The organism is Streptomyces sp. NPDC002490 (assembly GCF_040296045.1).
Taxonomy (GTDB): Bacteria; Actinomycetota; Actinomycetes; order Streptomycetales; family Streptomycetaceae; genus Streptomyces.
Window position 1 is genome coordinate 22,562 of the sequence record NZ_JBEOWM010000043.1, and the last position, 16,003, is coordinate 38,564.

Genomic DNA, 16,003 nt, shown 5'->3' on the forward strand with positions numbered 1-16,003 from the left:
CCAGTTTGCGTAAGAAGCAAGGACTGCAGTGAGTGTTCCCCCTGCGCGTCACCGGGCCGACGACGGCAAGGGTGACGAGCCGATACCGCCGACCGCCGCTCCACGGATCGGCCGGGCGTTGAGGCTCGGCGACCTCGTCAAAGCATGGCGGACCACGGCTGGCGAGCACGGCCAGCCGATGACGCAGAAGGCCCTCGCTGCTGCGGTGGGCCGGTCCGAGAGATGGGTGCGCGACCTGGAGACCGGTGCCGCTCCGGTTCAGGTCGCCCGGTGTCTGCCCGCGCTGGCTGACGCTCTCCGCCTCGACCCCGCCGAACGCAAGACCCTTGCAACCCTGGCTGGCCGTTCCACGGGAGCCTCCGAGCCGGCCGAGGGCGGCGGTGCGCGGCCGACGGCTCTCCTGGACCTGCTGGTCGCCACGCGGAACGCTCCCGCCGTCGTCTACGACACCTCGTGGAACGTCGTGTCCTACTCCCGCGCCGCCGCCGCGCTGTGGCCCGGGCTGCTGAACCCCGGGGCCAACCTGATGAAGTGGCTCCTGATCAGCCGCGAGGCGCGCACGCAGGTGCACGACTGGTACCGCCACGCGTCGGAGATCGGAGTGGAGCAGCTCAGGTATGCCCTCGTGCACTGGGGCGACACCGATCCCCGGATCGCCGCGCTGGTCGACGAGGTCTGCGCCGATCCGGACGTCCGGGCGATCTGGGACGCGTCCACTCGCGTCCGCGCGCACGGCGACGGAGTCACCCTGCGGATGAGCCTGCCCGCCCTGGGCTGGGAACCGGTCACCGCCGTCACCCACGTCCTCAGCCCGGCCGCCAGCCCGGAGCATCAAATGGTCATGGTGAGCTGGACCGGAGAGGAGGACCACGCCCGTGTCGCGAGCGCGACTCCCCAGCACGACCTCGTCGAACGCCGCCGCCTTGTCCAGAACGCGACCGCCCGCGTCAGCGTCGCGACGGCCCGCGCGGCAGCCGACCTCGCTGGCGCACGCGGCATCCCCCTGCCAGGGCTCGCTCGGCTGATCGGTCCGGGATGCAGTCTCACCCTCGTGCCCGAGAGCGGCACGGTGATCTGGGCGACCAACGCGCCCGACGGAAGGTGGGACGTCAGCGAGATCGCCGCCTATCCCGTGATGGTCCGTCTTCCCGAGGCCGCGCTCGACCCCGCCCTCCGCGACGAGTTCACGGCACTGGCCCGCGCTTGCCTGCCCGCCGAGCCGGACGCGGCGAGAAGGCAAGCACGCGCGCTGATCGCTCAGCTGAAGGCCCGGGTCAAAGTCCTTGACGGAATCGAACGGAGCCTTCGGACGACGTGACCGTGACGGTCCTGGACTCCGCCACCGCGGCGAAGGCGCGCAGGATCAGGGCCAGCCGCCGGTCACCCAGGACGTACAGCCTCCCGACGAGAATGGGACAGCTGGGCAATGGCGAGGGCCATGATGAGGAACACGGAGTCCGGGGCGGGCAGTTCCGCAAAGACGTGGTTGCGGCGGGCAAGTCGGCCCCAGTCGCATATGATCTGGCCTTCTCGCGTTTGCACGACAAGGGCGGCACGGACCGTGTCCTGGTGGACGAGGTCGTCGTCCTCGATGAGTGCCGTCACCGCCACCCGGTCCGCGAGGCTCTCGCGCCCACTCGGTCAGCAGAGCGGGCAGGGCCGTCCTCTTTCCCTGCCCGCCTTCGGCTGGGCAGACTGCTGCCGGGACCTTGTTCGGTTCGTTCCTCGTCACGACCGCGCCTGCCCGTTGAGATTCTTGGCACTCCGGAACTGGTCCAGCAGGATCGGACCGTCCGCGCACGCCGTCGCGCGTTCTACGTCGGAGACGCCATTGGTGAGGACCGCGACGGTCAGCCGATCGGTGAGCCGCATCACCAGTGCCTGGTGGACGACAGGCGTCGCGTCGCGGAACTCGTCGAGCGTGGCCCAGCGGCGCGGGGCCGGTGTGGGGGTGTGCCGCATCACCCGCTCCGCGAGGTCGTCGGTGAGGGTGCCGCCGTCCATGACGAAGGTGAGGACGCCGGACTGGTCCGGCCCGCCACGCGGGGCGTGGTCGACGCACAGGACGCGGGCTCGCCGGGCGGGCAGGTCGAGGGTGGAGCGGATGATCCGGGCGGTGGCGTCCGCGATGGACTCGCCATCGCGGACCGGCGTGTGCGGGAGCGCCCACCGGCCGTCCGGGCCCTGGAGCTGGAACCCCCGTCGCATCTGCTCGGTGGCGACGAGGACGTGGACTTCGAGGTGGGGGGCCATGACGTTGCGCCTTTCGGAGGGGAGGCCCGCCCGGACCGGTCGTGCGGGCGCGGCCCGGGCGGGGGTACGGGGTGGAGGGGGTCAGGTGGTGCGGTGCCTGTTGGCTCCGCCGCGTTCGCGGAAGGTGATGTCCGGGCGTTGGGCCAGCAGTCGGTGGATGAAGCCGTACGAGCGGCCGGTCTTCGCGGCGATGGTCCGGATGCTGGCGCCGTCGTCGTAGGCGCGGGCGATCCGTGCGAAGGTCTCCCCGTTCTCCCTGGGGTCGAGGCGCTTGGCGTAGGGGAGTACGGGCAGGTCGTCGAGGGTGTCGGACACCGTTCTCTTCTCTCTGGCGGGTGGCGTGGGTGTTACGCGGCGTGGGTGACCGGGGCGATGATCTGCCCGTTGGGGAGCAGTTCTCCGGTGTCGTCGAAGTGGAGGACGCCGTTGCAGAGCAGGGCCCAGCCGGTGACGTAGTCGCGGTTACGCCGACGGCGGCGGAGCGGTCCTCGGCGTCCGGCGCGGGGCACGGCGGGTGGTGGGCGCATCCGCGGGGGCAAGGGGCCGGGTCGTTTCCGGGCACGGCGAGTTCATCTCTGGGCGAAGGAGGGAAGCAGGAGGGTGGGGCTGGCTGCCCGGGGCCGGTGCCGGCCCCCGAGCAACTGGGGTGTTCTAGTCGGCGGCCTGGAGGAGTTGGAGGGCTTCGGCGAGCTGCTGGAGCTGGACGTCGCGGCTGGCCTTGACCAGGACGATGTCGCCGGGGAGGAGGGTCTGCCGGAGGAGGGCGCGGGCGGTGTCCTGGTCGGGCAGGTGGACGGCGCCGAGTCCGGCGGCCTTGGCGGCCTCCTGCATCCAGCGGGCCTCGTCGCCGCCGATGACGACGAGCTGGTCGACGCCGAGGGACGCGGCGGCGCGGCCGATGGCCTCGTGGGCGGTGCGTGATTGGGGGCCGAGTTCGTTCATCTGTCCCAGGACCGCGATGGTCCTGCGGTCCGCGGCCTGGCCCATGGCGGTGAGGGTTTCCAGAGAGGAGCGCATGGAGTCGGGGTTGGCGTTGTAGGCGTCGTTGACGATGGTGACGCCGTCCGCCCGGGTGGTGGTCTCCATCCGCCACCGGGACTGGGCGGTCGCCGCGCTCAGGAGTTCGGCGACGTCGTCAGCACAGAGGCTGGTTTCGAGGGCGACCGCGGCGGCGGCAAGCGCGTTGAGCACCTGGTGCTCGCCGGTGAGCCGCAGCCGGACCGGGGCGGCGCCCGCCGGGGTGACGAGGGTGAACCGCGGCCGTCCCTCGGCGTCGAGGGTGATGCCGGTCGCGTGGACGTCGGCGTGCTTGGTGGTACCGAAGCTGACGACCCGGGCGTCGGTCCGGTGCCCCATGTCCAGGACGCGGGGGTCGTCGGCGTTGAGGACGGCCACCCCGTGGGACGGGAGGGCTTCGATGATCTCGCCCTTGGCCTGGGCGATCGCGTCCTGGCTGCCGAACTCGCCGAGGTGCGCGGTGCCGACGTTGGTGACGACGCTGATCCGGGGCGGTGCCACGGTGGTGAGGGCGTGGAGGTCGCCGAGGTGGCGGGCGCCCATCTCCAGGACCAGATAGCGGGTGTCGGCGGTGGCGCGGCTGACGGTGAGCGGCAGGCCGATCTCGTTGTTGTAGGACTGTTCGGTGGCGACGGTCGGGCCTGCGGTGGGGAGTAGTTGGGCGATGAGGTCTTTGGTGCTGGTCTTGCCCGCCGAGCCGGTGACCGCGACGATCGTGGTGTCCGGGAGGCAGGAGCGGACCAGGTGTCCGGCGAGGCGGGCCGCGCCGACGAGGACGTCGTCGACGACGATCGCCGGTGTTCCCACGGGGCGGGTGGCCAGGACGGCGGCGGCTCCGGTGCGGACGGCGTCGGCCGCGAAGGCGTGTCCGTCGGTCTGCTCTCCGGGGAGGGCGAGGAAGAGGCCGCCGGGCTGGGTGGTGCGGGAGTCGAAGTCGAGTGGTGCGGTGACTTGGGTGTCGGGGTCGGGCACGTCGGTGAGGTGGCCGCCGGTCACGCTGGCGATGGCGGCGAGGGACATCGGTTCCACGGGCGGGTCTTTCTGATCAGTTCGCGGACGTACGGGCGGGGGCGCTGTCGGCGGACGGTGCGGGGGTGTGGGCGCGGAGGTCGAGGTCGATGCCGCGGCCTCCGAAGAAGTCGGCGAAGCGTTCGGCGGGAAGTGCCGCTTCCTGGGAGGCCGTGGTGTGGCCGGAGGGGTTGTTGAAGACGAGGTCGCCTTCGGGGGTGCGGCCCCGGACCAGGACGAGGTGTCCGCCCCGGCGCGGCGGGTCCTGGTCCGGGGTGCGGATTCCCTTCGAGACGGACGCCATCACCAGGTGCCCCTGATCCAGCAGTCCGAGAAGTTCGTCCATACTGAGCCGGGGATGGACCGTGGCGGCCAGTCCGTGCGCGGCCCGCACGTACTGGACGAACGGGGCGTAGATCAGGCCCTTGATCCCGTCGGCGTTCTCGATGTACGCGCCGTGGTGGCGGGCGCCGTCGAGGAGGCCGAAGAGGGTGGGCGTGTGGCCGTCGCGGTGGCGCAGGGCCATCTGGAGGCAGGCCATGCCGCACAGGTGGCGGCACCAGGTGCGGTATTCCTCGCGGGTGCGGGCGCCGCTGGTCGCCCACGCGGGGTCGTCCCCTGGGTCGTGGCCCTGGTAGGCGATGGCGTTGACCAGGTCGGGGCTGGCGTACTGGGTGATGACGGGCACCGTGTGCACGGGCCGGGAGTTCATGGGGCCGGTCTCATCGCAGCAGGGCGGCAGCATGGGGGTGGTGGTCCTCTCGGGTGGTGGCGGTGTCGAGGAGGGTCTGGAAGCGGGGCCAGTCGACGTTGCCGCCGGAGAGGATCACGCCCACCGGTCCCGGGGGCAGCCGTCCGGCGGCGTGGAGGAGTCCGGCGAAGGCGACCGCGCCGGACGGTTCGGCGGTGGTGCGGTAGTGGCGCCAGAGGAAGGCCATCGAGTCGGCGATCAGGTCCTCCGGCACCGTCACGATCCCGGCCAGGAGCCTGCGGTTGACCTCGAAGGTGAAGGCGCCCGGCTGGGTGTGTCCGAGGCCGTCCGCGATCGTGGACGGGACCGGGATGTCCACCCGGTGACCGGCCAGGAGGGAGCGGTGGGTGTCGTCGGCGGCCTCGGGCTCCACCCCGTACACGCTGGTCTTCGTCTCCCGATCGGAGGCGGCCAGGCAGGTTCCGGCGGCGAGCCCGCCGCCGCCGACCGCGACCAGGACCGCGGCCAGGTCGGGGCGTTCGCGCAGCAGGTCCAGGGCTGCCGTCCCGGCCCCGGCGATCACCGGGTGGGAGTCGGACGAGGGCACGACTGACAGGCCGTACCGCTTGGACAGGTCGTGCACGATCTCGTCCCTTTGGCCCGTGGTCCGGTCGTAGGTGACGATCGTCGCGCCGAGCGCCCTGATCCCCTGGACCTTGGTCTCCGGCGCGTCGGCCGGGATCACCACGGTGACCGGGGCACCGAAGTGGCGGCCCGCGAGCGCCAGGGCCAGGCCGTGGTTCCCGGACGACGCCCCCACGATGCCCGCCCCGCGCGCCCCAGGGGGCAGGGCGGCGACGGCGTTGAACGCGCCCCGGATCTTGAAACTGCCGGTGAGCTGCATGTTCTCGGCCTTGACCACGACCTCCCGGCCGAGGCACTCGTCGACGACGGACGAGGTCAGCAGCGGCGTCCGCGCCACCAGGTGATGGATACGGTCGGCGGCGGCAAGCACGTCGTGCGATGTCAGCAGAGCCATAGGTCTCGCTCCTTCAGGGCTGGACGCTGCGGTCGGTACGGGCCGTGCGGACGATGTGGGCCAGGAGCTGCTCGTACGAGAGCCCGGCGGCGTGGGCCATCCGGGCGAGGTTCCCCTCCCGGGACAGCCCCGGGAGCGTGTTGACCTCCAGCCACACCGCACCCCGCTCCGGGGAGACGACGAAGTCGTGACGGGAGTAGCCGTGACAGTGCAGCGCCAGGTGCGCCCGCCGGGCGGCGATCTCCAGATCGCTGAGGACCTCGTCGGAGAACCGCGCCGGGCAGTGGTAGGTCGTGAGCCCCGGCTGCCGCTTCGCCGAGTAGGAGTACACGCCCCCGGCGGTGTCCGTCTCCAGCGGCGGCAGTATCTCCAGCCCGCCGTCCGGGCCCTGGAGAATCCCGACGCTGACCGGCCGGCCATCGACGTACTCCTCCGCCATCATCGGCGCCCCCGCCCCCTCCCGAACCACCGTGGCGAGTTCCTCCCGGGACCGGGCCAGGGCCAGACCGATGGACCCACCCTCACTCACCGGCTTCACGATCACCGGCAGACCGCACACACCCTCGATCCGCCGCGCCTCGATCTCCGGCGAAGCCCCCGGCACGACAACGGTTCCAGCCGGAACACGGACCCCGCAGGCGGCCACGAGATCCTTCGCGATGACCTTGTGCATCCCCACCGCGGAAGCGAACACCCCACTACCGGTGTACGCAACACCGATCGACTCCAACAACCCCTGCAACCGACCGTCCTCCGCGCCACGCCCCGCGATAGCGAGCAGCGCCAGCTCGGTTCCCTGCAACGTCGTCACCAAGGACTTCTTGTCCTTCTCCAGATCCAGCACCCGGGTCTCGATGCCGAGATCCCGTAGGGCTCCGGCCGCAGTGGAGCCCGAGAGCAGGGCCCGGTCCCGCTCCCGGGACCAACCACCGGTGATGACCGCCACGGGGGCGGCGAACTCGCCGGGGGTAAGGACTTCGATCTCCATGAACCGCTCCTTCAACAGAGGGCTGAACGTCGTTGCCTGACAGGTGACCGATCAACTCACCGCAGCAGCAGGCCGGATGGCCTCTGCCGTCAGCTGGGTGCAGGTCCCGCCAGGAGGGGCCCGCCCTTCCCGGGCGGAGCTGTCCACCGGGACAGCGTTCACGGCCAGGCACCGCAGGACGTCCTGCGTGACGTCCACCAAGTCGTCCAGATGACGCCGGGCCTGGGTCATGGTGAGTGCCTCTCCGACCCGGAGCAGATACTCGGCCTGCCGAAGTGCCCGGAGGTCTCGTCGACGGGGGCCCGCACGGGACCGTTCCCGGAGCACGGGTGCAAGCTCCTCAAGCTGCTCGTGGAGACGCCCGGTCAGTTCCCGAATCGTCGGGCTGTTCGCGCAGGGGCCCTCGCCCCGCACAGCTTCAAGGGTCGCTCGTGCCGCACTGAAGGAACCCGGCTGGTACACCCTGAGCGCTCCGAGCAGCCGCTCCAGCACTCCCCGGCTGTGCGGTGGCCTCCACCGCTCCACCTCCAGACGTCGCGGCTCGCGGCCGGCAGGACCGTGACCGGTCCGCGTCACGCCGGCTCCCCCTGCCAGCCCTCGGCGACCTGGAGTTCACACCAGGTGCGAGTGCCGTCTTCGCTGGCCCCCCAGGAACTGGCGATGCTCTCGACCAACACCAGGCCCCGCCCGCGCTCCTCATAGGTCCCGCTCTGGCTGCGAACACACGGCCGGTCGTGGGACCCGTCAGCCACCTCGATGCGCACGGTCGTTCCCGAGTACGAGATCGAGAAGCCGACGGCGGTCCCCTCACCGTTCTCAATGGCGTTGGTGACCAACTCACTGATGATCAACAAGGCGTCATCTACGACCTGTCGCAGCCCCCATTGGTGAAGCGACATACGCCCGATACGGCGCATCTGCGCGACATGGCGTGCGTCCTGGGGGCGGATCGCTTGGCCGTCAACGCGGCGGCACTCGAAGACCACGGCGTGGTGCTCGGCGATCGGGCGTGATGCAGGGCTAACGACCGCTGTGACGTGGCCGCGCAGAGCCACGGGCATCGCGCACCCCCTCTCGTGGGGAGCGACGGAGTCGGTCAAGGACTTCATGGCAAACATCCTTGTTTGAGGAGTAATGCACCTCTCATCGCGATCACCCGGAGTCCCGAAATAACTGCCTCCGGTAGCGATCGGGTTGGAGTATGGCACCGGGATCTCTCCGCATGTAACGCTCACTGCGGAAGTGTCCGCATGGTCGTTCCGTACCTATGCCCAGTCGGCAGGACCAGTTGTTCCACCGTGTAACTTCCTTGTCGCTGCCGTAGGTCAGCGGCAACACTTGCTGCATCCACCAAGGGGAGCGTGGTCATGACGGAACCGTCCAAGGGGACCGCTCGTAGCAGGCCAGGCGAGGAGAACGAACCGACGGCCCGCCGGAGGCAACTCGGTCTCAGGCTGCTGGCCCTTCGGGAGCAGCGGGGCATGACCGCCGAGCGCGCCGGCGAACTGGCCGGACTTTCGAAGGCGACGGTCAGCAGGTACGAGCGCGCGAAGGGCAACGTTCGCTGGGGCCACGTCGAGATGCTCTGCCGCGCGTACGGTGCCTCGGACGAAGAACGGGAAGCCCTCGTAGACCTGGCGAAGAACTCCAAGGTCAAGGACGGGTGGTGGGTTCCCTACGCGACCAAGCTGGCTGAACCGATGCGGCTGCTGTACGCCGTCGAGGACGAGGCAACCCGAATCAACCAGCACACGGTGGGCGTTGTCCCGGGCCTGCTGCAGACCATGGAGTACGCAAGGGCAATCAAGGCGACGCCCGGCAGCGAGCTGTCCGACGAGGACCTTGAGGGGTACCTGTTCATGAGGCGGCGGCGCCAGCAGATCCTCGATCGCCCCACCCCGCCCCAGTACCACCTGGTGTTGGACGAATCCGTCATCCGGCGTGCAGTGGGTGGCCCGGAGGTCATGTCCGCCCAGCTCGACTACCTACTGAAGCGAGGAAGCGAACCCCGTATCACGATCCAGGTCCTGCCCTTCTCGGTCGGGGTCTGCACCGCCGGAGTCAATAGCTTCATCGTGTACGGCGGTTCCGATCCTTCCCTGGACATCACCTTCGTCGAAAACCAGCTCGGAGCCTTGATCCTCGAAGAGGACCAGGCCCGGGAGGAGTTCGCCCGCGCAATGGCGTTCCTACGCCGCGAGGCGCTTGACCCAGCATCCTCGGCCGACATGATCGCCGAGGCCAGCAAGTCCCACCTGCGAAACCGGAGCTGAAGAACGTGGAACAGTCGCCCCAGTGGTTCAAGAGCAGCTATAGCGCCTCGCCCCAGAACGAGTGCGTCGAGTGCGCGATGAACGTGCCCCAGGTGGTCCTCGTTCGGGACTCAAAAATCCCTGGAGGACCCGTTGTCGGTCTCACCCACAGCTCATGGACCGCCTTCACCGACGCAGTCTGCGCAGGCGCGCTTCACCAGCGCCCCAGCTGAACGACCGGGGGCTCGTGGCTCGTCCCGGACACCCTGGATCTGGGCGGGGCCACACCGCCAGAGTGGGGCGCCGGGCTCGTCCAGGGACCTGGCGGAACGGGCGAGCAACAGCCTGGCCCGAACGGTTCGGAATCTCTCGCTGATGCGGACAGGCACGTGTCTGACGCTCTGTCCGCATCACGTTGCTCGGAGGACGCGATGGCGCAGAAGCCGAGACCGCTGGACGACATGAAGTCCACGCGGGACTGGTGGGGCGTGGAACTTCGGAACTGGCGACGGGTACGCAAGCTGTCCTCAAGACAGTTGGGCGCCCTGGTCAACCTGAGTGGTACAACGATCGAGCGCATCGAGAAGAACGAGCGCCCGTGCGACGCGATCCTGGCTGGCCGACTCGATGATGCTCTCGACGCTGGCGGCGCCTTACGTCGACTATGGAGCCGAGTGGAAGCGGACAAGAGGCGTGCTGATGCGGACAACCCCGAGTGCTCTTGTTCCACGAACGGCGTCGAGCAGGAATGCGCGGGCATCCTGGACCCGGGCCGAACATCTCGTCTGAATGGAGTCCCTCCCGTGGAACGCCGCGTCTTCGTCAGCGGTGGAGTTGCTCTCCCCGTGGCCCTCGCCGATCTCATCCCACGGTCTAGGCAGAGCCCCCCGCCCAGAACCGTTCACGCCGAGGACATTGAGCAGGTGTGCGCGGCCTCCGCCACCCTTGCCGAGTGGGACAACCTCCACGGGGGCGGTGGGATGGTCCGGGAGGCTTCCATCGGCCACCTGACCTGGGCCAAGAACCTCCTTGAGGTGAAGTGTCCACCTGACCTGGAGAGCGACCTCTTCACTGCGGTTGGGCGACTGGCCATCACGATCGGCGCTTCGGCATTCGATGCCTACGAACACGAGAACGCCCGCCGACTGGTGGCCTTCGGTGTCCATTGCGCAGAGGCCTCCGACAACTGGCATCTGCGGGCTCGGGCCCTCAACGTGCTCGCCCGCCAAGAGGTCTGGCTTGGTTCGCCAGACACCGGTCTCGCCCATGCCGAGAACGGATTGGTGCGGGCCGAAAGGCTGACTCCCCGCGAGCAGGCCATGCTGCACAACGCGAGGGCACGCGCCTGGGCCAGGATGGAGAACCGGCAGGAGACCGTGGCCGCGATCGGCCAGTCCGACGACGCGTTCAGCCGGGCGAGGCTCGGGGAGGACGTGGCCTGGATGGCGTTCTACGACCACGCCCAGCACTACGGCGATACGGGTCACGCACTGTTCGATATCGCCCTCCTGCATGGGCAGAGCCCTCGTCAGGCAGCCGAACGGCTCCGGACCGCTGTCAACGGTCACACCCAGGCGTACGTCCGTTCCCGGGCGCTCTCGGGTACGAAGCTGGCGACCCTCATGATGTCCACGGGAGATCCGCACGAGGCAGTGGCTACCGGGCATCGGGCTCTGGACGAAGTTGGACGCCTCAGTTCCCGGCGGGCTGTCGACGACGTCCGGTCCCTCGCTCGGGCAGCGGCCCGATACAAGTCCCCGGAGGTCTCCGAACTGCGCTTGCGGATCAAGGGTGTCATCCAAGCGTGACGCCCGAACCCGTCGAGGAACCGTTCGACCTCCTGCATCGGGTCACCTTGGCCGCCGGGCTGTCCTCCGTCGGAGCGATACCGATCCGTCTCGCCGAGAACGATCTCTGGCTGCTCCGGGGCCAGGGAGGTGCCGTCGTGCGGATTGCCCGCGCGGGCCAGTCCGCGGCGGCGGCCCGTGAAGTGGCAGTAACCCGGTGGCTCGCCAACGAAGGACTGCCGACCGTACGCCCCCTCGATCGGGAACAGCCCGTGCAGGTCGATGGACGGGCAGCCACCTTCTGGGAAGAGTTGCCACCGCACCGGAGCGGGACACCGTCCGATCTGGCCCCCCTCCTGCGCCAACTGCACGAGTTGACCCCGCCCGTTGAGCTCCCGCTCGGCCGGATGGCGCCCTTCGTCAGGGTCAGAGCGCGGATCGAAGCCGCGCGTTCCCTCGGGGAAGCCGACCGGCGGTTCCTCCTCGACCGCCTCGACGAACTCCAGCGTGCCTGGGTGGGCCTTCCAGCCGGACGTCCCTTGTGTGTGATCCACGGCGACGCGTGGGAAGGGAACTGCGCGGTCACGTCGGACGGCCGACGGTTCCTCTTGGACTTCGAGCGGGTGTCGCTGGGCCTGCGCGAGTGGGACCTCACCTCGACGGCCATCAAGATGGACAGCTTCGACACGCTCACCACCGACGAGTACGACCGGTTCTGCGCCGCGTACGGCTACGACGTCCGGACCTGGAGCGGGTACCCGGTCATGCGGGCCGTGCGAGAGCTTCGCCTCGTGACCTTCGCCTTCCAGGCCGCGGCTCGAGACCCCAGCGCCCTTTGGCAGGCGGAGCACCGGCTTGCCTGCGTCCGCGGGCTTCGGGGTCCTCGCCCTTGGCGTTGGGAGGCCGTGGGGTGAGGGACGACCGGGAAGACCTGCCCGGTGTCTGCCCGGCTGCCACTACGGCTGAACCTACCCGCCCGGCCCGGCCGGTCCAGCAGGAAGCTCTGGTGCGATGCCGAGGAGGCGGTGGAGGTCGGAGGCAGGGTCCCTTGCATGATTGAGGTCTGTCCGGATTCATCCGGTGGTGCCGAGGGCGGTCAGGGGCCTGCGCCAGTCGCGAGCGGTGTGACGTAGGGCGGCGGCGATGTTGGCGTGGCGGTCCTGGCGGTGGACGCCGATGGCGAGGTTGCGTAGGCCGGCCATGATGCGCGGGAGATGACCTGCACGGATCTTGGAGTCGTCCTCGCGGAACGTGTGGTCGCGGACGTGGTGCAGAAGCTTTTCGATCTTCCAGTGGCCTCTGATCCAGTCCGCGAGTTGGGCGCCGGTGACCGCGCCGGGCGGCAGGCTGGTGATCAGGTAGACACGCTCGACGGTGAGCCTGCCGCTGGTGAAGTCCATCCTCCAGCGCACGACTTGCAGGGCCTGACGTGCGTCGGGGTAGTCGAGGTGGGCGAAGGCGACGGTCTTGAGCCGCCGGATCTCCAGGCGGGGGTGAGCCCGGGTGCGGTCGTGGTGGTCGAGCGTGGTCTCGCGCCAGGGCAGGCGGCGGACGCGGTTGAAGAGGCCGGGATGGTTGGCCTTGACCTGGGCGATGTAGTGGGCACCGCGCCCGCGGAGGTAGGTGCCGTGAGCGTGCTGGGTGTGCAGCGCGTCGGCGGTGATGACCGTGCCGGTCAGGTCGACGCTGTCCAGCAGGGGCCGGAAGACGGGGATCTCGTTGCTCTTGTCGGCGACCTGGCGCTGTGCCAGGACGTGACCGGTGTGGCCCGGCGAGCAGGGTGACGTGCCCGGTGACGCGGGTGCGCGAGCCGCGCAGGGCCTTGCCGTCAACAGCGATCGCCCGCAGTCCGGGGCCGGCCGGGGTGGCGCGGGCGGTGAGGAAGGCACCGATCGCCCGGTCCAGGGCGTCGCCGTCGAGCTGGACGAGCAGACGGCGCAGGGTGTGGGGATGCGGGACGGACACGGTGCCGGAGAGCGGATCGGTGGGGAAGCCGAGAACCCGGCAGGCCCACGCAGGGACATCGCCGATCCATTCCGTGATCGCGGTCAGGGAGCGGGCACCGGCCAGGACACTCGCCGCGGCCGCGGCGACCAGGGCGGACAACCGGTAGCGGCGGCCACGGACGCCCCGCGGGTCGGACACCAGATCCAGGAAGCCGGACAGTGCGACCGCGTCCGCCAGAGGGACCGGCCCGGCAGTCCGGCCCAGTTGGGCCAGCATGGTGGGCATGGGAGGCAGGCACGGACTCGCCAGGTGTTCATGGGACTTCGACACTCACATGATCGCTGAGACCGTGCCTGTACTGCGTCCGCCTCCTGCCCAAACCGGGGTGTCCCATTGGCCAGCGCGGCACTCCGGACCAATCGCGATCACGCAACGGCCCCTGGGGGCAGCGGTCGGTGAGAACACCTGGCCCGGGCGTGGTCCTCAGCAACGCGGTGCACGGTCGGGCGGTCCCGGAGCGGCAGGTGGCCCCGGCTGTCCCGGGCTCTGGTGCGGCGGCCCGGGGCGAAGCACCGGCGTTCGGAGGGGGGAGCGCGCCGGCCCTTGGCTCATGGGCCCAGGGGGGTGGCTGAAGGGGCAGACGCAGATCCGCTCCTGCGCCGTCGGCGCAGGAGCGGCTGGCTTGTGGTTCCCGCCTGCTCAGGTCGCGGGTTCCCACGACACCATGCTGTCGGTGCAGTCCGCGGCCAGCGTGTACAGCGGTTGCCTCTCCGTCTCATCCACCGCGAGTCCCCAGTGCAACTCGGTTTCCACCCACTCGGATGCGTAGCGGCTCAGGCGTACTCGCGGCGGTCCACGCTGCCCGGGTGGCCCAGATCGCCACCGCCATGTTCGACGACGTTGACCTCGGAAACCGCCGGCTGGCCATCGCTGGACGTGCCCGGCCTCTCGACGACATCCTCTTGGAGCTCGTCGTGTGATCGGCTGGTGGGCAGCGTGTTGATCGCGGCCCTGGACTCATCGGTTGGTTCGCGGACCCGGCCAGGGTGATCGGTTGGTCAAGCTGAGTGCATTGTGGTTGTTTGAAGGGTTTTTCTCCTGTTGCAGGAGGACTTCTTGATCTCGGACCCTTGGGTTTGGGGTCGGGTGGGCAGGGTCTTGTGGCCGGGGTCTCCGCTCGGTGCGGCCGGTGGGCGTGGTGTGCTCCTTCTCACGGTGACCGCGATGTGCCGGGCGAATCCAGGACGTAGGGCAGGGATCTCCACCTCGGGGTCACGGAAGCGGGGGGTGCGGGGCATGAATGCCTGGGCGACGCAGCGCAGAATGGCGCTGACGTAGGCCGATCGCCTGTTCGTGCTGGTGAGGCGGCTCAGGACACGGAGGATCGTTGGGGTGCTGAGGTCGACTCCGAGGCGGTCCTCGGGAGCGGGCACCCCACGCAGGACGATGGTCTCCGCACGGGGTTCGGTGTCGATGTCGGTCTGGGTTTCCCAGAACGTGGCGACGTAGTGTTCGCCGGCGGACTGGTGGAGGAGGGACAGGCAGTACGCCGCGTTGGAGGCGAAGACGTCAATGTCGGTGCCCACGCCGGCCGCGTACTGCCACAGGAAGCGTGCGTCGTCGGTGGCGGCGGCGAGGTAGAGCGCGCAGCCCAAGATCCAGGCTCCACGGGCGTCGGGGACATCGTCGACGAGGAAGTCGTCCATGCCCAGGTGATCCCGCAGGATGATCGTTTCGCACAGGATGGACAGGGCTCTGGCTGTGTCCGCGCCGGCGGGGACATCGAGGTCCTCAGCGGAGGCGCAGTCGGGATAGGCGATGTCGTCGTAGGGGACCACGTCGGCGGGCACGCAGGGGCGGTCCACTTGGCGTGTGCTGCGCAGAAGTTCTTCGATGGTGGTCACGGTGCTGCTCCCGGGGTATCGGCAATGTGATGTTCGTGGAGGATGCGGTGGGCGTGCCTGAGGTGGGAGTTGACGAGGGCGGGGGACGTGCCGGTGATGGTGGCGACCCTGTCCGGTTCGTGGCCGCAGGTGTAGTGGAGGACCACCACGTCGCGGTGGTCGCTGGGCAGTCGCCCGACGGAGTCGAGGATGATGCTGAGGTGTGTGGCGCTGCTGATTCGGTCGGCGAGTCCGACAGCTTGGTTGGGGACCCTGGCGCTCCACGCGGCCGCGCGAAGGTCGGGGCTGCCGTCGGTGTGCCGGGGGGCTCGGGCGATGACCTGGTTGCGCAGGATCTCCCAGGCGTACTGGTAGGGGTTGTGGCTGGCGATGGCTTCGTCCCAGCGGACCCAGAGGATGTCGAAGGCGCGCGCGACGGTTCCGCGGGCCCGGTCGTCGACTTGGAGGAACACCCTGGCGTAGTCGGTGTAGGGGCCGATCATGTCGGCGACTAGGCCTTGGAAGGCCAGGGGCGGGTCTTCGGGCTGCATGGCGGCCACGTCTTCGATGCTGCGTGTGATCCAGATGGGTTCCTTGCAGGCTTCGTGTGCTGCTGCCCTCCACAGCCGGAGCATCGGGGGCGCCGGCATGTCGAGGGTGCGGACGATGGTGTAGGTGAGGAGCCAGGAGGGGTAGTAGTTGCCGCGCAGCAACTCGGACAAGGCTGTCGCCGAGTAGCCGCTGCGGTGTTCCAGGGTCTTGAGGGTCATCCCGCTGGCGGTCATACGGTGGCGAACTTGCTCCAGCCACGTGCGGTGGGCGGGGCCCGCCCTGTCGGAGATGGGCTGGCGTCGTCTGCCGCGGCGGCCCGGCTTGCTGGCGTCGGGCTGTTCCGGGATGAGGGACGGAGTCATCGGGGGGTCCCTTCCTGGTCAGTCTGCCGACGGGTGGCCGGGTCTGTGGTGCGGCTGGGGAATGCTGCGTGGGCCTGCTGTACGAGGAGGCCCACGGACGGCAAGAGTCCAGCGAGCGCCGCGTCGTGGCCCATCGCCACCATCGCTGTGCTCCACGCGAGGATCGCCACCAGGGTGATGGTGACCCACACCTGCGAACGGGACATCGAACCTTCTTCTACTGG

At 69.6% G+C, this 16,003-nt stretch carries 15 protein-coding genes and 2 pseudogenes; 5 read left to right on the forward strand and 12 right to left on the reverse strand.

Annotated elements, in window-relative coordinates; all coding sequences use genetic code 11:
* Positions 1-28: 28 nt before the first annotated feature.
* A complete protein-coding gene (locus ABT092_RS24120; RefSeq protein ID WP_351247225.1) occupies positions 29-1,318 on the forward strand; it encodes a helix-turn-helix transcriptional regulator in 1,290 nt (429 codons plus the stop codon).
* Between the two features lie 410 nt (positions 1,319-1,728).
* Here ABT092_RS24120 and ABT092_RS24125 read toward each other — a convergent pair whose 3' ends face one another.
* The 8 genes and pseudogenes from ABT092_RS24125 to ABT092_RS24165 form a co-directional block, all read right to left on the reverse strand.
* Positions 1,729-2,253, reverse strand: a complete 525-nt coding sequence (locus ABT092_RS24125; RefSeq protein ID WP_351247227.1) for an NUDIX hydrolase — start codon at positions 2,251-2,253, stop codon at positions 1,729-1,731.
* Positions 2,254-2,334: 81 nt separating this feature from the next.
* The gene (locus tag ABT092_RS24130) at positions 2,335-2,547 is read right to left on the reverse strand and encodes a helix-turn-helix domain-containing protein (protein ID WP_351247275.1); all 213 of its coding nucleotides are present in this window, start codon (positions 2,545-2,547) and stop codon (positions 2,335-2,337) included.
* A 53-nt stretch (positions 2,548-2,600) separates the two neighbouring features.
* A pseudogene (locus ABT092_RS24135) lies at positions 2,601-2,815 on the reverse strand (DUF5999 family protein).
* Between the two features lie 89 nt (positions 2,816-2,904).
* Positions 2,905-4,299 carry a UDP-N-acetylmuramoyl-tripeptide--D-alanyl-D-alanine ligase gene (locus ABT092_RS24140; protein ID WP_351247228.1) on the reverse strand — a complete coding sequence of 465 codons (1,395 nt, stop codon included), beginning with the start codon at positions 4,297-4,299 and terminating at the stop codon, positions 2,905-2,907.
* Positions 4,300-4,315: 16 nt separating this feature from the next.
* Positions 4,316-4,990 carry a C39 family peptidase gene (locus tag ABT092_RS24145; RefSeq protein WP_351247229.1) on the reverse strand — a complete coding sequence of 225 codons (675 nt, stop codon included), beginning with the start codon at positions 4,988-4,990 and terminating at the stop codon, positions 4,316-4,318.
* A gap of 10 nt (positions 4,991-5,000) precedes the next feature.
* Positions 5,001-6,008 carry a threonine ammonia-lyase gene (locus ABT092_RS24150; protein WP_351247230.1) on the reverse strand — a complete coding sequence of 336 codons (1,008 nt, stop codon included), beginning with the start codon at positions 6,006-6,008 and terminating at the stop codon, positions 5,001-5,003.
* A 13-nt stretch (positions 6,009-6,021) separates the two neighbouring features.
* Positions 6,022-6,996, reverse strand: coding sequence for a D-alanine--D-alanine ligase family protein (locus ABT092_RS24155; RefSeq protein ID WP_351247232.1), 975 nt, complete (start codon positions 6,994-6,996; stop codon positions 6,022-6,024).
* A gap of 572 nt (positions 6,997-7,568) precedes the next feature.
* On the reverse strand, positions 7,569-8,105 hold the full coding sequence (locus ABT092_RS24165) for an ATP-binding protein (protein WP_351247236.1): 537 nt from the start codon (positions 8,103-8,105) through the stop codon (positions 7,569-7,571).
* Between the two features lie 258 nt (positions 8,106-8,363).
* Here ABT092_RS24165 and ABT092_RS24170 point away from each other — a divergent pair, with 258 nt between their 5' ends.
* The 4 genes from ABT092_RS24170 to ABT092_RS24185 all read left to right on the forward strand — a co-directional run bounded on the left by ABT092_RS24170 (position 8,364) and on the right by ABT092_RS24185 (position 11,949).
* Complete coding sequence (locus tag ABT092_RS24170; RefSeq protein WP_351247238.1) at positions 8,364-9,269, forward strand: helix-turn-helix domain-containing protein; 906 nt, start codon at positions 8,364-8,366, stop codon at positions 9,267-9,269.
* 5 nt (positions 9,270-9,274) lie between these two features.
* Positions 9,275-9,481 carry a DUF397 domain-containing protein gene (locus ABT092_RS24175; protein ID WP_351247240.1) on the forward strand — a complete coding sequence of 69 codons (207 nt, stop codon included), beginning with the start codon at positions 9,275-9,277 and terminating at the stop codon, positions 9,479-9,481.
* Positions 9,482-9,679: 198 nt separating this feature from the next.
* A complete protein-coding gene (locus ABT092_RS24180; RefSeq protein WP_351247242.1) occupies positions 9,680-11,056 on the forward strand; it encodes a helix-turn-helix domain-containing protein in 1,377 nt (458 codons plus the stop codon).
* The gene (locus ABT092_RS24185) at positions 11,053-11,949 is read left to right on the forward strand and encodes a phosphotransferase family protein (RefSeq protein ID WP_351247244.1); all 897 of its coding nucleotides are present in this window, start codon (positions 11,053-11,055) and stop codon (positions 11,947-11,949) included. Before ABT092_RS24180 ends, ABT092_RS24185 begins: the two co-directional genes overlap by 4 nt.
* A 159-nt stretch (positions 11,950-12,108) precedes the next feature.
* Here the strand turns inward: ABT092_RS24185 and ABT092_RS24190 are convergent, their stop codons facing one another.
* From ABT092_RS24190 to ABT092_RS24205, 4 genes and pseudogenes are all read right to left on the reverse strand, one after another.
* Positions 12,109-12,867, reverse strand: coding sequence for an ISAs1 family transposase (locus ABT092_RS24190; protein ID WP_351247246.1), 759 nt, complete (start codon positions 12,865-12,867; stop codon positions 12,109-12,111).
* A gap of 109 nt (positions 12,868-12,976) precedes the next feature.
* Positions 12,977-13,267 (reverse strand): annotated as a pseudogene (locus ABT092_RS24195) (transposase family protein); the annotation flags it as partial.
* A gap of 773 nt (positions 13,268-14,040) precedes the next feature.
* On the reverse strand, positions 14,041-14,886 hold the full coding sequence (locus ABT092_RS24200; protein WP_351247248.1) for a hypothetical protein: 846 nt from the start codon (positions 14,884-14,886) through the stop codon (positions 14,041-14,043).
* The gene (locus ABT092_RS24205) at positions 14,883-15,650 is read right to left on the reverse strand and encodes a sigma factor-like helix-turn-helix DNA-binding protein (RefSeq protein WP_351247250.1); all 768 of its coding nucleotides are present in this window, start codon (positions 15,648-15,650) and stop codon (positions 14,883-14,885) included. The genes ABT092_RS24200 and ABT092_RS24205 overlap by 4 nt, the downstream gene beginning before the upstream one ends.
* Between the last annotated feature and the right edge of the window lie 353 nt (positions 15,651-16,003).

Excerpts from the sequence above, each read along its gene's own strand:
- ABT092_RS24205 (WP_351247250.1), bottom strand. The coding sequence starts at position 15,650 with ATGACCGCCAGCGGGATGACCCTCAAGACCCTGGAACACCGCAGCGGC.
- ABT092_RS24125 (WP_351247227.1), bottom strand. The coding sequence starts at position 2,253 with ATGGCCCCCCACCTCGAAGTCCACGTCCTCGTCGCCACCGAGCAGATG.
- ABT092_RS24180 (WP_351247242.1), top strand. The coding sequence starts at position 9,680 with ATGGCGCAGAAGCCGAGACCGCTGGACGACATGAAGTCCACGCGGGAC.
- ABT092_RS24145 (WP_351247229.1), bottom strand. The coding sequence starts at position 4,990 with ATGAACTCCCGGCCCGTGCACACGGTGCCCGTCATCACCCAGTACGCC.
- ABT092_RS24170 (WP_351247238.1), top strand. The coding sequence starts at position 8,364 with ATGACGGAACCGTCCAAGGGGACCGCTCGTAGCAGGCCAGGCGAGGAG.
- ABT092_RS24150 (WP_351247230.1), bottom strand. The coding sequence starts at position 6,008 with ATGGCTCTGCTGACATCGCACGACGTGCTTGCCGCCGCCGACCGTATC.
- ABT092_RS24165 (WP_351247236.1), bottom strand. The coding sequence starts at position 8,105 with ATGAAGTCCTTGACCGACTCCGTCGCTCCCCACGAGAGGGGGTGCGCG.
- ABT092_RS24155 (WP_351247232.1), bottom strand. The coding sequence starts at position 6,996 with ATGGAGATCGAAGTCCTTACCCCCGGCGAGTTCGCCGCCCCCGTGGCG.